Consider the following 16,053-nt stretch of genomic DNA (forward strand, 5'->3'; position numbering starts at 1 on the left):
TCTCAGCGCTTTGAAGTTTCTAAAGCGGAGAGTATAGGGCAACATAAAGTATATCGTTTTAGGTCTACCTTTTTCGATTCCCGCTGCCCGCTCCAATCTCTTTTATCTCAATCTACTCAAAAGAATCCGATGGCGGAGCAAATAGACAGCGCCAACGTTGTTTCCACGTTAAATTTGGTCGCGTTACGTCATAAAACATATCTTTCCATTCTGCAAACGTCACTCGAATGGGATTAAAACTGTTTACCGGTTTAGAAATTCCATACCTAACGGTTTCCACTTCTGGTTCAAACGTTCCAAACATCCGATCCCAGATAATCAACACTCCCGCGTAATTTTTGTCGATGTACTGACGGTTTATACCATGATGAACACGATGATGAGATGGCGTGTTAAATACCCACTCTAGCGGTCCAAGCGAGCGAATTGATTGAGTATGAACAAAAAACTGTAAGCCCAGATTAAACAGCACAACGAAGACGACCCACTTAGGATCAAAGCCAATAATCACCAAAGGCAACCAGAAAATCCACATCCCCGCTAACGGATACATCAAGCTTTGACGAAACGCGGTGCTGAAATTCATTCTCTCCGAGCTGTGATGGACCACGTGCGCAGCCCACATCCAACGAATACGGTGGCTAGCTCGATGAAACCAGTAATAGAAAAAATCTTGCAGGACGACAAGTAACAAAAACGCTGAAACGCTCATTTCGATATCAAACAATCGCCAATCAAACCACCACAAATATAACTGAGCAATCAGTAAACCCGTGAGTATGTCTGTCGCTTGGTGTAAGCCCGCAAGTACAAAATTACATACAACTTCCGGAATATAATACATCGCGCTTTCAGGCAAACGTCCCCTTCGTTGTCCAAACCAGTACTCTGCAACCATACATAAAAAGAAAACTGGCGCCAAAATCATCAGAAGTAATTCAGGGCGTTCCATCAACTGTGTCCAATCCATTGTGTTTCTACCATTTTGCATAGTGGTCTTCAGTAAGACCTATGACTTCTTCTAACTGATGTTTGATACCATTCCCATCAACGATGTAGCCAGAGAAATAGCCGATATATTGACGAAAATTGCTTTTGAGAAACCAAAAGTTCTTCTTTTCTGAACGTCGATTTAAAGGCGTGAATACTAGGTCAATCCGTTTATCTTCCGACGTGATATGCCACCTTTGTCCTTCATCATTTCGTGAAAATTGAAACTGAACAGGCTGTAAAAAATGCCGTTCACCATTAATCCAGAATACATTTTCACAGTAGCCCGTTTCATTGACACCCGCAGCTAAGTTCAGCCCCAACCGTCTGCCGCTTTCAAAGCAATTAATACTCGCCCACCGCCAGCTTGTCTCCCGTCGCATGTACCCAGCGGAAAAGTCGTAACCAGCAGCCACTTCTGAGAGATCTTGTTCCTTTCCTAATATGAATAAATTGCCATCTACCGTTAACGCATTGTGCTTCTGCGTATAAGTCCAACCCGCATAACCGGTTGGTGTACATAACATTAATGGCAAACTCATACTTTCTGGACGTAAGTAGAGATCAGCATTGACATATTTCGTCACAAAGTGGACGTGCCAAATACCATTCTGAATAGAAAACTGAATACTTTTGTCAGCAAGATGGGCATGACTAGACCAACTGGAAGGCTGAGTTTGATAATCAATATTAAAAGGCTTTAACCACTGCTGCTCCACTAACTCATTATTTTGAATATCAAACAGATAGCAAAAACCAGATGCTAAATACCTAATATCCGCAATCGCAACCCCAATCACGTAGTTAGGTGTGACCAAATTAACGAACTGAAACTGCTTATAGTCACAGTAACGGCGCCACTTAGACGCTGGCTTATCCATCTCATCAAGGTAGGTAAACTTATCTAACTGTAAAGATGTGGGAATCCCATCAAGATGGCCAAACACTGGTAGACCGTTTTGCTGAATAAACGAGTCCAGAGTCTTAAGCTCATGCATATTTTTATCTTTTTCGAGTCAACACGCTCAAATGTTAACACCGAGTTAACAAAAACAGTTTGCGTGACAGCACAACAATATCGACTAATTTGGCTTCTGCTCGCTATATGTGAAACCGATCACTCAACCATCCAATCATGTCACTCACTTAATCTTCCTCATCAATACGACCAGAAGTTGGAAATTGAGCGTTCTCATCCGCAGGAAAGACCATTATAGCCATTGAGAATTGGTCAAAATCACTATTTAATGGGAATAAATTCATATAAACTGATTGCTTATTCATATCAAGGAAGAGATCTATGTCACACATACACGATACTATTGTTGCGTTGCAACACAGTAGCCCGGCTCAAAAAGAGTTTTACCAAGCCGTAGAAGAAGTATTAACTTCTCTCGCTCCAGTCATAGAAAGCAATAATAAATATAAAGAACAAGCGATTATCCAAAGAATCGTAGAACCAGAACGTCAAATCATGTTTCGAGTTCCTTGGGTCGATGACGCAGGGAATGTGCAAGTAAACAAAGGCTACCGCGTCGAGTTTAACTCCGCGTTAGGTCCATACAAAGGCGGACTGAGGTTCCATCATTCAGTGAACGCGAGCATCATAAAGTTCCTCGGCTTTGAACAGATTTTTAAAAACGCGCTTACTGGCCTTCCAATTGGTGGCGGAAAAGGCGGTTCAAATTTCGATCCTAAAGGAAAATCTGACGGTGAAATCATGCGATTTTGCCAATCATTTATGAACGAGTTATACCGCCACATTGGTCCTGTTACCGATGTTCCTGCTGGCGATATCGGCGTCGGTGCGCGTGAAATTGGTTATATGTTTGGTCAATATAAGCGATTGACGGGCCGCTACGAAGGAGTACTTACAGGCAAGAGCCTTCTTTGGGGGGGCTCACTTGTTAGAAAAGAAGCAACGGGATACGGAACCGTATATTTTGCGGAATGCATGCTCAATGACCGTAATGATTCACTAAAAGGCAAAACTTGCCTCGTTTCAGGCGCAGGTAACGTCGCTATCTATGCAATTGAAAAGCTATACCACATGGGAGCAACCCCAGTAACATGCAGCGATTCTAGAGGCACGATTTATCATGAACACGGTATTGATCTGCAGCTCCTCAAGCAACTAAAAGAAGTGAAAAGAGCAAGTTTAGAAGAGTATTTAGACACTTACCCTGAAGCAGAGTATACGCCGTTGGGTGACTATCCTAATGAAGGGCATGCTGTATGGCGATATCAAGCTGACGCCGCATTCCCTTGCGCGACCCAAAATGAACTGACGTCAAACGATGCTCTTGCTCTTATCGATAATGGGTGTGTTTTGATTAGTGAAGGCGCAAACATGCCAACCACTCGTGATGCGGCCAATATCATCGTGGATTCCGAAATGGCTTATGGGCCAGCGAAAGCAGCCAATGCAGGCGGCGTTGCAACCAGTCAGCTTGAAATGGCACAAAATGCCAGCATGCAAAACTGGACCTTTGAGCAAGTCGATAGCCAGTTACAGACCATCATGAAAAACATCTTTATTAATGCAAACGAAACCAGTCGAGAGTTTGGTCAGCCTGGTAATTTAGTTTTAGGCGCAAACATTGCCGGCTTTAGAAGAGTCGCTGATGCGATGATCGAGCAAGGCATCGTTTAGTTCACAATAGCCAGCAGCCGGACTGCTGGCTTAACACTATTCGGCGATACACTGCGCTTTGACAAAGAGCTTCATTTAATCTGCAATAAGCGTCGTCACTTCAGTTTTAACCGAATTGGCGATAAAACAATTCTCATGAGCCATGTGGTGCATTTTTTCTAATTGAGATCGTGTCGGTTGATCATCACCAGCAAATGTTATCTTAGGGTTTAGTGTTACCTTAGACACCCATTCTTTTCCATTTTCACCTTTTTTCAGCTCCCCTACTGCTTCATCTAGGTAGCGATCCACAACGTAACGTCGTTTCGCCGCAATAGAGAGAAAAACAAGCATGTGACAACTGGAAAGTGCCGCAACAAATGCTTCCTCCGGGTCAACGTTTTCTTCGACAGATAGCGGCAACGGCACTACGTGTGGAGATGGTGACGCAGGGACTTGCAACCCTCCATCAAACTTCCAAATGTGCGCGCGACTATACTGGTTATCACTGAATACTTCGTCAGCTTCGCGATGCCATTCGATTAAAGCGGAATGCTTACTCATTCTAACTCCCTGATTTTCTCATTGACGAATCAACACATCCATTCACGTCATAGTAAACCACAACGAAACAAGGTAAGGAACGTATGAACTCAGAGAGGTTACAAAATTTGTTGAGGATCGACGTTTTTTTTCTGTATGTCATCCAGAAGTCGATTAGCCTGATGGATGTTAACTTGTAATCGGTTGATTAGCATCTGTAACCGCTCAATTTCAGGAGTTTGCTTCGCTTTGAGCTTGTTTTCTAGCGCCTCCGTTTGTCCAGCTAAAATCGGCAAACCAAGGTTCAATGCCATACCTTTTGCTTTATGCAACGTGTCTTCTAGAGACGCGAAATCTTCAGCCATAAAATAATCAATAAGTTCATCAACCGATGATTCAAAATCGACAATAATACTTTTTAGTAGCTCATCTATTGCTTCCGGCGCTTCTTGCAAAGAAATGAGCATCTCTGAACTGGATAACTCTTCTTCTGTCAGCCGTAACTTCTCTATTGGCTTGCGCTGCAACTGGAGAACGTTGTTGTCATTCGTTAATGGTAGATTCTCTTTTGGTTCGAGCCTCGCCGCAAACTGTTTAAGAGCGTCAGAAAAGCTCTCTTGCTGTAGCGGTTTTGTAAGCACATGATCCGCTCCGGCTTCAATAAAGCTATCATGCGCCTCACGAAAGACATCTGCCGTATACGCAAAGAGTAATGTTTTGATACCTAACTCTTGTCGAATCACACGCGTCGCTTCAACACCATTCATCTCAGGCATGTGATTGTCCATCAAAATCAGATCATATTCGTTATCTCTCGCCTTTTTAACCGCCACCAATCCGTTTTCAGCAACATCGACCTCATGTCCCAACTTTTCGCAAAACCCTTTCGCCACAATGGCGTTCACTCGATTATCTTCAGCAAGCAATATCTGCAAATTGTGTGTTTTCTTGCGCGTTTTGGGGGGCTCTTGTGCCTTTGGAAGTTCGCATTCAACCCAAGGAATGGGCAGTTCGACGATGAATTGACTTCCGACGCCCTCCACACTTTTCAATGTAATCTTGCCATCCATCAAGCCAGTTAATTTTTTAACTATTGCCAAACCAAGCCCTGTGCCTCCAAATTTTCGGGTGGTTGAAGAGTCGGCTTGCTCAAACGAGTTGAAAACATGTTCTTGCTTGTCTAGCGCGATACCAATACCAGTATCACTCACAATCATCACCAAGCAATGATTTACCTTATCAAGTTCTGTTCTGATTAACACATGCCCTTCACTGGTAAACTTCACCGCGTTGCCAGCAAGATTAAACAAGATCTGTCGTAAACGTGCGCAGTCTCCGGTAAATTCAACGTATTCAGGCACTTCATTTTCCACGATCAATTCGATATTTTTTTCATCGATGAGCGGTTTTATTGCGCTACACACAGGAGAAATGACTTGGTCTAAATTAAACTTAGCCTGCTCAAATTCCAGTTTGTTTTCTTCAACTTTAGAGAAATCCAAAATATCGTTGAGAATCGTCATCAAGTGTTGGCCAGAATCAAGAATGACTTTCACGTACTCTTTAGTCGTCGGCTCTTTGGTTTCCTCTGCAATCATTTGAGAAAGGCCTAATACACCATTCATCGGCGTTCTTAATTCGTGACTCATTGCGGCGAGAAAACTTGATTTGGCTTTTGCTGCTCGCTCGGCTTTATTTCGCGCCTCCTCGATTTCGAGGTTCAATTGTTTCAAGTTGTACATTCGATATTGCGACTGATACAAGAATGCACTGACTAACAACATCACGGCAATAAAAACAAACAACCAAGTAAAACGCGCTTCACTTTGGGCAATATTGAGCAGCCGATGCTCCGCATCTTCGATAAAAACAAAGTATCCATGATCAAGCAGTTCATTCGTGAGTAGTTCTATCCTTTTATCGCTCGCTTGAAGCCGATCTAAGAAATTGGCTTCACTTTCACTCTCAACTACGTTTTGTGTCAAAAGCAGTTGGTTGAGAAACTCAAAATAGTGATGCCCACTCAACGTCTTTCCGGTATCGGTAGAAATATCTTGCTGATATAAGTTGAATAGCATTAATAACGCGTATTGATTCTCTACCTGAACGCCAATCAACATATCGAGCTTCAGCGTTGTATCAAGCACACGGTTTTTGAATAGATTGAGCGTATCCTCAACTTTTTTATGATTGGGCGTCACAGGGAACCAAACTGACTCCCTTGATGAATTTAGCAATTTCTCTGCAGCGACTTCTATATCCACTAAAGATGTCGTCAGTTCATAGTTCTTCCTATCTTCAACCGCATATCGATTCACGATAACATCGCGCTCTTCAATCAACTTGTGCCCAATATCCGTCAACTCCGCGTGGAATTCTTGTGCACTTTTTGAATTCACATGTGACATGTACGCCAATACACAACACGTCAGCATGGCAATAAAAAAGCAGAGATTAACCAGTTTGAATTTACTCATTTTCCAACACCTCTAAAATCACGGGTCTGGGTGCTGTCAAGGACTGTAAGAACGCTTCAATATCAGCGACACTTTCATCGCTCATCGTAATTCCGAGCTGCGTTTTCGCCATAATCTGTATCGCCTCAGATAACTGGTCAACTCGTCCGTTATGAAAATAAGGGCTTGTTAGGGCGACATTACGTAAACTGGCGACTCTAAAATAGAATTGTTCTTCACTTTCCGTCGTAATCAGGTGCCGTCCCGAATCCTCTACTACTGGCTTATCTTTGAAATAGGCGAACCTTTGTATCATCGCTCCGCCAATATTTTTGCCCTGATGACACTGTACGCAACCTGAAGACTGAAATGTTTTCCACCCCCTAATTTGCTGCTCACTGAGGACATGGGTGTAACCCAGTAAGTAGGCATCGAATGGTGCACCTGGAGTTTGGAGCCCTTCGACAAACTCCACAATGGCGGACTTAATATTGTTAATATTAATCGGTAGCTCACCATCACGACTAAATAGCGCTTGATAACGTTCGCTTCCTTTCACGTACTGCTCTATTGTTTGCCAGTTTGAGTCCATTTCTATTGGATTGTGGATTGGCCCATCAATCTGAGCCATCAAGGTGTTTTCGGTACCATCCCATAAAAAACGATAATTTAACGCTGCATTAAACACTGTGATGGAATTTCGAGTTCCATCACCTTTCACCCCTGTAGAGACGGGGGTATTTTCAGCGCCATTGGTTTGCAAGTTGTGGCACGTCGCACAACTGACTCTACCGTTTGAAGATAGCTGAGGATCACGAAAGAGATGCCAGCCAATTCTCGCCAGCTTAATATCTACGACAGGGTCACCTTCTATCGGCTGAACTAACGAAATATCACCTAGCACCTTAGCATTTCTTGCGATTGTTGCTTGGCTCAAAATGAGTGCCACAACAACTAATGTGATTATGCTGAATTGCCTCATCAACTGCATACCTTACACTTGCCATTAGTATGAAGTTAGTTGCATTTTTAGGTTTTTTCCATTAATGGAAAACGGTTACCAGAACTGCACGCGGAGGGACTTTTATTTAAAGCTCAGATAAGGAGCAAATGACGAAGGCGAGTAACGAAAAATTGACTCGCTTCGTGGAGTTATGTGTGCATATTTTAGCTTATAGAAGCCAGCAACCTTTGAACCCAAGTAATCTCACCATAGGAGATGAGATCGAAGATAGTAAAGAAAATGGCACAGATAATGGCCAGTTTGACCAAGCGTTGAACAATAAACATCATAATTACCCATCATTTTTTCGCAGTTTACTATTACAAAAGAAGTTTAGATACAGAAGAAAAGCACTAGTTACACTAATAGACTGTTTTATAAAAAGATTTATACCTTTACTAGCTGCACGATTAAACCGTAATTTGAATGCGCGGTACGTTATTGAGCATTTTAATTGCAAACACGAAAATCTAGTAATTAGGGCAAACGTTTCACTTACCATATCAGCTCAGCAAATCCTTCATTTTATCTCTATAATTTGAATCTATATCAACAATTTCTGTTAGAACATGTCGTACACTTTCAGTGAATTAACATCTATAACTATTTTTTAATGAAAACACTTCGCTTGTTTAACTTGAATCTTCGCTATAAAACCGCCCTATACTTTTCATTAGGACTGCTGGGCATGGTCATCAGCTTCCTTTTTATTAGCCGTTATTTTTTCCTGTATAGCTTAGATGAGCTAGAAGACATGGAAATTAACCATGCGAATCAGCAAGCACTAGCTGTCATCGACATGATGGTGAGCCAGCAAGAAAGCGCCTCATACGACTGGGCGTACTGGGACGAAACGTACGATCTGTTTGTTGATCGTGATATTGCGAAATATACCGAGCGAAACCTTTACACAGAGAGCATTGATGCGTTAAACCTCGATATGATGGCGTTTATCACGACTAATGGGCAAACCCTGCTCTCCTTAACTCGTGAGGATAACCCCGACACTTCTTCAGAACTCACCGCTAAAATGGCGAATCAACCTACTCTTCAAGATTACATCAAGTCCATGAATCACAAGCTTGATATCCATAGAGAGAGCATCTCAGGGTTGTTTAAAATCAACGATACTATTTGGGGTCTTAGCCTCAGCCCAGTTAGAAACAGTGAAGGCGACCGCCCTTCTAACGGATGGATGCTTTGGGGAAGAAACCTATCTTTGCGCTTTCCTGGAGACTTTAAATCCATTTTAACTGCGGAAAACTCATTAGAGACGCAGATGGTAAGTGGATCAGACAGTAGTGAGATGCGGGATATAGAGAAGACCTCGCGGTCAATAACAAAATGGGCCTCACTCTCTGATTTATCTGGTGAACCAATCGCATGGCTAAAAACGAAAACACAGCGAGAGCATTATGCGAAAGGTAATACGCTATTCATGTACCTGTTTGCAACGGTTGGCGTTGTGGCATCAATCATCGCTGCGGGTACCTACATCACGTTTAAAAATAAGGTCGCCACTCGCTTTAATCATTTTGCTGAAGGAATAAGCGAAATCGCCTCTCAATACCAACTTGAAGGGCTGCATTCTGTAAAAGTAGACGAATTAGAGTTAGCGACAAAACTGGTACAAAAGCTCTCTGAAAATACATCGTTAACCCAACTGCAATTGAAAGACTCAATGGAAAAGTTTGGTGCTCTGTACCATAGCTCCTCACTGGGCATGCTAATTGTTATCGATCGTAAAATTGTCGATGTCAACCAACGAGCGTTAGATCTGTTGAGCTACAGCAAATCGCAATTGATAGATCGTCCTCTAGACACCTTGTGCCCATCTGAGGACGATGAATGTCGAGTTGACGCAATGTTCAGAGAGCTGAAAAACGGTAAAACACAATTCGAAGCGCAAGTGCTCGATAGCAATACCGAAGAAATCGACTGTTTGATAGAAGCCACGCTCATTCAACATCATGGTCAAAGTGCGCTGATGTTATTGCTTCAGGATATGAGAGAGACAAAACAGCAAGCAGAAATGATCCAAAAACTCACCGACTTTGATCCGGTATCCGGTTTCTGTAATCGTCCTGTCATTCTCAATGCGCTGCACGAGCTCGTAGAGACACGACCAAACCATTTTTCGTTTGTGTACATTAACAGTAAGACTCTCAAGCAAATTGCAGGGGTATACGGTCACCTCATTTTTGATGAAGTGATTCAATACATCGCATCCGCAATACGCGAGCAATTAGGGGCATTCCAAATAGGCCGAATTAGTGAGCATGAATTTATCGTTTTGATTCCAGATATCGAGCACCACCAAAAAGCGATAGATGCTACCAATCGATTACTGAATCATTTGTCACATAAGGTCCAGCTCTCTGGGATCATGATGTCATTAGACAGTAAAGCGGTGATGATGGACCTAAACATTACTCACCAATCTGTCGAGCATTTGCTGCTTGCAGCACGTTTCTCATCGCAATCCGCTAAGGGTCGTCACTCTCACGAAGTATTAGTCATTGATGAAGAACTATCAGAGCAAGCGGAAACGTCCATGGTGATCAATCGCGATTTAGAAAATGCCATTAGACAAGATGCGATTAAACCTTTTTTCCAGCCTATCGTGGATGCTAAAACCACTGAAGTCATTAGCTTCGAAGCACTTGCTCGTTGGCAACATCCAACATTAGGGATGATTTCACCAGAAGTATTTATTCCGATGGCAGAACAAGGAAAACTTATCGTCGAATTGGGAGAGTCCATTCTCAAACAATCGTGCGAATTTATCAGTCGGCTCAACGGAGTTCGTCATGCGCAAGGTCTGTCGATGTTAAGCGTGCATGTGAACTTAAGTGCGCAGCACTTTTATCATTCCGGACTGATGCCCTACCTAAAAAAAGTGATGGCTCAATACAACCTCTCTGCGGGCCAGCTTGTGCTTGAAATTACCGAAAGTATGTTGATGGGCGGAGAAATAGAATCAATCCAAAGCATTCAAGACATCAAGCGACTTGGTGTTGGACTCGCTTTGGATGATTTTGGTACTGGATACGCATCATTCAGTAGCGTATGTAATTTTCCATTGGATATTGTGAAGCTGGATAAATCTTATATCGACGAGATTGAAACCAATGACAGAGCAAAAACACTGGTAAGAAACATTGCTAACATGTCTCAAGAACTAGGGTTAACTATTGTCGCCGAAGGTGTTGAAACCGCGAGCCAAGTACGCAAGCTTAAAGTTTGGAATATTGATGAGTTGCAAGGGTTTTACTTCCACAAACCGATGCCTGCCGAGCAAGCACTCGTTCAATTTTCTCGCCACGTAAACAGTTAGTCTCTCTCCTCTAAAACACATTAGGAAGGCAAAGTGATTACCGTCACTTTGCCTTTTTGTTGAGCCTCTTCACACCAGACGCCCCACGATTCGTGACTACCGATATTCATATTAAGGCCCGTAGCCTCAGATGTGCCATGATAAATGCTGATATGACTAATTCGAGTGATCAATTACTTATTTGCACTAGTATTACTGCGTATATACTTGAATTAGGTTTTCAAAAAGTCCCTGTGACCGCACAAGGAGGACTGCATGAAACGACTATGGATATGGGTCTTACCTTTACTTTTGTTTGCTAGTCAAGCACTGGCCAATACTGTCTGGATTGTTCCCGTCAAAGGCGCTATAGGTCCTGCTACTAGCGACTATTTGTCTCGTGAGATAGAAGAGGCACAACTCAACGGTGTCAGTTTAGTGATCTTAGAGATGGACACTCCTGGCGGCTTAGACAGCGCAATGAGAGATATTATTCACGCAATTACCACCTCCTCCACTCCAATTGCAACTTGGGTTGGCCCGTCAGGATCTAGAGCGGCTAGCGCAGGGACGTACATTTTACTCGCCAGCCACGTTGCTGCCATGGCTGAAGCCACTAACCTTGGCGCGGCAACACCCGTCGCGTTAGGTGGTGCCCCTCAGCCCCCTTCATCGGATGATGGCAAAGATCAAAACGCGGAAGAAACGTCAGAAGGAACCAACGAAAGTTCAGAGAAAGTTCCTGCGAAAACCGCGATGGAGAAAAAGGTGATTAATGATGCTAGAGCCTATATTAAAGGCTTAGCAAAGCTTCATGGCCGAAATGCAGAGTGGGCAGAGAAAGCAGTGAGCGAAGCAGCGAGTTTGGACGCCACAGAGGCATTGGAATTAAACGTTATTGATTATATAGCCAACTCACCAGAGGATTTAGTCAAAGCCATTGATGGACAAACAGTTAAAGTTAACAATCGTGATGTGACATTGTCACTGGAAAATCCCGTATGGATTGAAAGAACACCCGATTGGCGAGCAGAAATGCTAGCCGTTATCACAAACCCAAACGTCGCCTACATCCTGATGCTCATTGGCATCTACGGTTTGCTTCTTGAGTTTTACAACCCAGGCATTGGCTTACCCGGCGTGTTGGGTGGTATTTGTTTGCTCCTCGCCATGTACGCGTTACAAATGATGCCTGTGAACTACGCTGGGCTTGGTCTGCTGTTACTCGGAATTGCACTGATGATCGCAGAAGCATTCAGTCCGAGCTTTGGCATTTTGGGCTTAGGTGGCGTTGTCGCCTTTGTGCTCGGTTCCATCTTCCTCATGGACAGTGAGTTGCCAGGATTTCAGATCGCCCTTCCTTTAATTTTCGGTATTTCCATCTTTTCTGTCGCGCTGATCGTGTTAACTGTCGGCCTGCTGCTCAAAATACGCCGACGACGTGTGACAACAGGTTTAGAAACTTACCCTGGGAAAATCGCTGTCGTGAGCGATGACTTTATCGATGGCGAAGGGCGCGTTCAACTTGACGGTGCGCTATGGCGAGCCAAAACCAAAGACCATCAACAACTCAAACAAGGTGATCATGTCACCATTGTGAATGTGAAAGGGCTGACCTTAACCGTGATGCCTGATGACCGCCAAAATAAATAGGAGGCGCTTTATGATGCTCTATACTGTTGCGGTGATCGTGGTGCTGTTGTTCGCACTTGCGACCCAAATGTTTAAGGTTTTGAGAGAGTATGAACGTGGGGTTGTATTCTTTCTTGGTCGCTTTCAAGAAGTAAAAGGCCCTGGCTTAATCATTCTTATCCCATTTATCCAACAAATGGTACGGGTGGATTTACGTACTGTCGTTTTGGATGTGCCGACACAAGACTTGATAACCAAAGATAACGTGTCTGTGCGCGTCAATGCAGTTGTTTATTTTCGCGTAGTCGATCCTCAAATGGCAATTAACAACATTGAAAGTTACAGCGATGCCACCAGCCAGTTAGCGCAAACCACGCTGCGATCAGTATTAGGCCAGCATGAACTGGATGAATTACTTTCAGAGCGCGAGCGTCTCAATAAGGATTTACAATCCATCCTCGATCAACAGACTGATGACTGGGGCATCAAGATTGCCACGGTTGAAGTCAAACATGTTGATTTAAATGACAGCATGGTCAGAGCGCTAGCGCGTCAGGCTGAGGCAGAACGTAACCGTCGTGCGAAAATCATTCACGCTACCGGTGAGTTAGAAGCTTCTAATAAATTAAAAGAGGCAGCTCAAATGCTCAACGAAGCGCCGAATGCGCTGCAATTGCGTTACATGCAGACACTCACGGAAATCACGACAGACAAAACATCGACTATTATCTTCCCTATGCCGATCAACCTTGTCGAAGCCGTCAGTGATATCGCCGAAGCGGTAAAAAAGAATAAAGAGACACAAGACAAATAAAAGCCATACTCAAGGAAGTAAGCTGTTTAACGTTACTTCCTTGCTTTAACTTGCTTGTTTTCGAAGAGCATTTAGTTTCTCTTTTAGTGTTTGGAGCACTCCCGCTTCATTACCGACAAACCTGTGTTAAAACAAGCTCTCCACGCTGTTTCGACATCATCGTCGTATTCAAAATCACACTCTTGAACCGTTTCGATAAGGCTTTCAAACCAAACATCAATATCCTGTGGTTCAATGCCAATATCGGAACTCGCATGCTTCTTACCATATTTCTCCACCATCTTGTGCGCCTCGTTAGAGGTATCGGCCATCATAAAAAACACGATAGATCCTCTAAGCATTCGCACCTGTTGGTGCATGTCGACACCATCAAACTTTTGTCTAAAGCTTGTACTTTTTGACCATAAATTCTTGTAAAACAAGTCGAAAAAGCCTTGGTTCGCGATACAACGTTCATAACTATCGTTGAAAACTTGAATCACGTTCATGTTGCTCTCCATTACTCTCTTAATATGAGTGTAATTTAATAATCATCAAAAGCATCTAAATGATGATGCCTAACCCTATGAAGCACGCCAATTTTCAATAAAAAGTAAAAAGTGATTCAAATAAACGCCCTCTTATCAATGAAAAAATATCCCGTATTATGAATCCATATTCGAGGTACGCATGGTTGTCGATGCTAAGCGCATCCTCATTTGTCACAAAAATAAAAAGGATACAAACGTGTCTCATCAAATCATTACTGATCTAAACAGCCGCTACACTGCTAAAAAATACGACGAAACCAAACGCGTTTCTCAAGAAGATATGACAATCATCAAAGAAGCACTCCGTCTTTCAGCGTCTTCGATTAACTCGCAACCGTGGAAATTCATCGTGATTGAAAGTGATGAGGCCAAGCAACGCTTCCACGATACATTTGCAAATATGCACCAGTTTAACCAGCCACACGCGAAAGCCGCGTCACATACGATTCTGTTTGCGTACGATCCAAACTTCACCAAAGAGAAGTTCGCGAAACGTGTGGATGCCGAAGTAACGTCTGGCCACCTACCGGCGGAAATGTACAACAACTTTATGGGCGCCTACGCTTTTGCCGATGCAAATACGGATGAAAATGGCTTTAACGGAAACTGGACAAAAGCACAAGTCTATTTAGCGCTAGGCAATCTACTACACACCTTGGCTCGTCTGGGTATTGACTCAACGCCGATGGAAGGCGTAGATCCAACACTGATTGGAGAAGTATTCAAAGAAGAATTAGAAGGCCATGTCTGTGAAGTTGCACTGGCGATTGGCTACCACAAAGACGGGGAAGATTATAATCATGGTCTACCAAAAGCTCGCCTTGCGATGGATGATGTAATTACAACTCTATAATCGACCGTTTCCTTAGCTTAACTATTTAACTCATTGTTTAAACCAAAAAGAGCCGCACTAATATGCGGCTCTTTTTTAGCTTGGCTTCAACTCTACTCTAACTTTATGCCACTTGCTCGGACTTAAAGTTACCAAGCAATGCATCGTAAAGCTCGTTGTCGCTTAACACACCAACTAACTGATTGTCCTCCACCATAAGCAGAGGCTGATTGCTGCGCTGCTTAAGCTCAATCGCTTCTCGCATACTGATTTCCGGGCTAACCTGAACCAGCGAATTTTCGTTTACCTCATCAAGGTTCGAAGAATCGCTCTTCCATTGAACCAACGACTTATCTGTACCCGCTAAGCTTAAGCCTTTGCTCTCTTGGGTCACCCAAATATCTTTGTCAGGGCAAATTAGAACACGCTCATCTTCACGAACTAGGTCGTCACGCATCAAAGAGCGTCCCTTAAGTACGTTCAATGGATTAGTGTGGGCAACAAAGTCAGCCACATAATCGTTTTCTGGAGCAAGAATGATCTGTTCTGGCTTGCCGTGTTGAATCAACTTTCCTGATTCCATAATGGCGATGTTGTTACCGATTTTAAGCGCTTCATCCAAGTCGTGGCTCACAAAAAGAATGGTTTTGTTTAGCTTTTCTTGAAGCAGAATCAATTCATCTTGAAGCTGAGCACGAATCAATGGGTCAAGCGCTGAAAACGGCTCATCCATTAACAAGATATCTGTGTCCATCGCGAACGCTCGCGCTAGGCCAACACGCTGCTGCATACCACCAGAGAGCTCGTGCGGGAATTTCGTTTCCCACTCAGACAAACCGACCATTTCGAGCTGTTCACGCGCTTTTTTACGGCGCTCTGCTTTGCCAATGCCTTGCATTTCTAGACCAAACGCAACGTTATCTAATACCGTTAACCATGGCATCAATGCAAACTTCTGAAACACCATGGATACGCGGTGAGTACGAAGGTGGCGCAACTTCTGTTCGTCACAGTTAGAGAGCTCAACCATGTCGTCGCCGTCTTTAATTTTCAGAGAGCCACGAGAAATTTCGTTCAACCCGTTAACTGTTCGCAGCAAACTTGATTTACCCGAGCCTGAAAGCCCCATCAAAACACAGATCTCACCCTGTTTCACGTTCAGCGAAACATTATCAACCCCAACCACTTGGCCAGTTTCGTCGATGATTTCTTGTCGAGACTTGCCTTGGTCTAGTAGTGCTAACGCTTGTGACTGCTGCTGACCAAAAACCACATCAAGATTTTGAATAGTAATTGCGTCCATGA

At 43.4% G+C, this 16,053-nt stretch carries 12 protein-coding genes; 5 read left to right on the forward strand and 7 right to left on the reverse strand.

The window, feature by feature from the left end; genetic code table 11:
- Positions 1–112: 112 nt before the first annotated feature.
- A complete protein-coding gene (locus B7360_RS19775; protein ID WP_085344412.1) occupies positions 113–970 on the reverse strand; it encodes a sterol desaturase family protein in 858 nt (285 codons plus the stop codon).
- 7 nt (positions 971–977) lie between these two features.
- Positions 978–1,988: a DUF2804 domain-containing protein gene (locus B7360_RS19780; protein WP_085344413.1), complete on the reverse strand. Its 1,011-nt coding sequence runs from the start codon at positions 1,986–1,988 to the stop codon at positions 978–980.
- Positions 1,989–2,290: 302 nt separating this feature from the next.
- On the opposite strand from B7360_RS19780, the gene gdhA reads away from it, so the two are divergent.
- On the forward strand, positions 2,291–3,643 hold the full coding sequence (gene gdhA, locus B7360_RS19785; protein WP_039437518.1) for an NADP-specific glutamate dehydrogenase: 1,353 nt from the start codon (positions 2,291–2,293) through the stop codon (positions 3,641–3,643).
- 75 nt (positions 3,644–3,718) lie between these two features.
- Here gdhA and B7360_RS19790 read toward each other — a convergent pair whose 3' ends face one another.
- From B7360_RS19790 to B7360_RS19800, 3 genes are all read right to left on the reverse strand, one after another.
- On the reverse strand, positions 3,719–4,186 hold the full coding sequence (locus B7360_RS19790) for an OsmC family protein (protein WP_085344414.1): 468 nt from the start codon (positions 4,184–4,186) through the stop codon (positions 3,719–3,721).
- 98 nt (positions 4,187–4,284) lie between these two features.
- Positions 4,285–6,642 (reverse strand): ATP-binding protein, encoded by a 2,358-nt coding sequence (locus B7360_RS19795; protein ID WP_085344415.1) that lies wholly within the window; start codon positions 6,640–6,642, stop codon positions 4,285–4,287.
- The gene (locus tag B7360_RS19800) at positions 6,635–7,603 is read right to left on the reverse strand and encodes a cytochrome-c peroxidase (RefSeq protein ID WP_085344416.1); all 969 of its coding nucleotides are present in this window, start codon (positions 7,601–7,603) and stop codon (positions 6,635–6,637) included. The genes B7360_RS19795 and B7360_RS19800 overlap by 8 nt, the downstream gene beginning before the upstream one ends.
- Before the next feature lie 709 nt (positions 7,604–8,312).
- Between B7360_RS19800 and B7360_RS19805 the strand changes: the two genes are divergently transcribed.
- The 3 genes from B7360_RS19805 (at position 8,313) to B7360_RS19815 (ending at position 13,386) form a co-directional block, all read left to right on the forward strand.
- Positions 8,313–10,961, forward strand: a complete 2,649-nt coding sequence (locus B7360_RS19805) for an EAL domain-containing protein (RefSeq protein WP_085344439.1) — start codon at positions 8,313–8,315, stop codon at positions 10,959–10,961.
- 255 nt (positions 10,962–11,216) lie between these two features.
- The gene (locus B7360_RS19810; RefSeq protein WP_085344417.1) at positions 11,217–12,593 is read left to right on the forward strand and encodes a nodulation protein NfeD; all 1,377 of its coding nucleotides are present in this window, start codon (positions 11,217–11,219) and stop codon (positions 12,591–12,593) included.
- Between the two features lie 10 nt (positions 12,594–12,603).
- On the forward strand, positions 12,604–13,386 hold the full coding sequence (locus B7360_RS19815) for a slipin family protein (protein ID WP_005373196.1): 783 nt from the start codon (positions 12,604–12,606) through the stop codon (positions 13,384–13,386).
- An 83-nt stretch (positions 13,387–13,469) separates the two neighbouring features.
- On the opposite strand, the gene B7360_RS19820 is transcribed toward B7360_RS19815, so the two are convergent.
- On the reverse strand, positions 13,470–13,874 hold the full coding sequence (locus B7360_RS19820) for a globin (protein WP_005392547.1): 405 nt from the start codon (positions 13,872–13,874) through the stop codon (positions 13,470–13,472).
- Positions 13,875–14,112: 238 nt separating this feature from the next.
- On the opposite strand from B7360_RS19820, the gene B7360_RS19825 reads away from it, so the two are divergent.
- Positions 14,113–14,769, forward strand: a complete 657-nt coding sequence (locus B7360_RS19825; protein ID WP_074190712.1) for an NAD(P)H-dependent oxidoreductase — start codon at positions 14,113–14,115, stop codon at positions 14,767–14,769.
- Positions 14,770–14,872: 103 nt separating this feature from the next.
- Here B7360_RS19825 and choV read toward each other — a convergent pair whose 3' ends face one another.
- On the reverse strand, positions 14,873–16,051 hold the full coding sequence (gene choV, locus B7360_RS19830) for a choline ABC transporter ATP-binding protein (protein ID WP_005392551.1): 1,179 nt from the start codon (positions 16,049–16,051) through the stop codon (positions 14,873–14,875).
- Positions 16,052–16,053: the final 2 nt, after the last annotated feature.

Origin of the sequence: Vibrio sp. ArtGut-C1 (genome assembly GCF_002105475.1) — a bacterium.
GTDB classification, from domain to species: domain Bacteria; phylum Pseudomonadota; class Gammaproteobacteria; order Enterobacterales; family Vibrionaceae; genus Vibrio; species Vibrio diabolicus.

Excerpts from the sequence above, each read along its gene's own strand:
- B7360_RS19775 (WP_085344412.1), bottom strand. The coding sequence starts at position 970 with ATGGATTGGACACAGTTGATGGAACGCCCTGAATTACTTCTGATGATT.
- B7360_RS19780 (WP_085344413.1), bottom strand. The coding sequence starts at position 1,988 with ATGCATGAGCTTAAGACTCTGGACTCGTTTATTCAGCAAAACGGTCTA.
- gdhA (WP_039437518.1), top strand. The coding sequence starts at position 2,291 with ATGTCACACATACACGATACTATTGTTGCGTTGCAACACAGTAGCCCG.
- B7360_RS19790 (WP_085344414.1), bottom strand. The coding sequence starts at position 4,186 with ATGAGTAAGCATTCCGCTTTAATCGAATGGCATCGCGAAGCTGACGAA.
- B7360_RS19795 (WP_085344415.1), bottom strand. The coding sequence starts at position 6,642 with ATGAGTAAATTCAAACTGGTTAATCTCTGCTTTTTTATTGCCATGCTG.
- B7360_RS19800 (WP_085344416.1), bottom strand. The coding sequence starts at position 7,603 with ATGAGGCAATTCAGCATAATCACATTAGTTGTTGTGGCACTCATTTTG.
- B7360_RS19805 (WP_085344439.1), top strand. The coding sequence starts at position 8,313 with ATGGTCATCAGCTTCCTTTTTATTAGCCGTTATTTTTTCCTGTATAGC.
- B7360_RS19810 (WP_085344417.1), top strand. The coding sequence starts at position 11,217 with ATGAAACGACTATGGATATGGGTCTTACCTTTACTTTTGTTTGCTAGT.
- B7360_RS19815 (WP_005373196.1), top strand. The coding sequence starts at position 12,604 with ATGATGCTCTATACTGTTGCGGTGATCGTGGTGCTGTTGTTCGCACTT.
- B7360_RS19820 (WP_005392547.1), bottom strand. The coding sequence starts at position 13,874 with ATGAACGTGATTCAAGTTTTCAACGATAGTTATGAACGTTGTATCGCG.
- choV (WP_005392551.1), bottom strand. The coding sequence starts at position 16,051 with ATGGACGCAATTACTATTCAAAATCTTGATGTGGTTTTTGGTCAGCAG.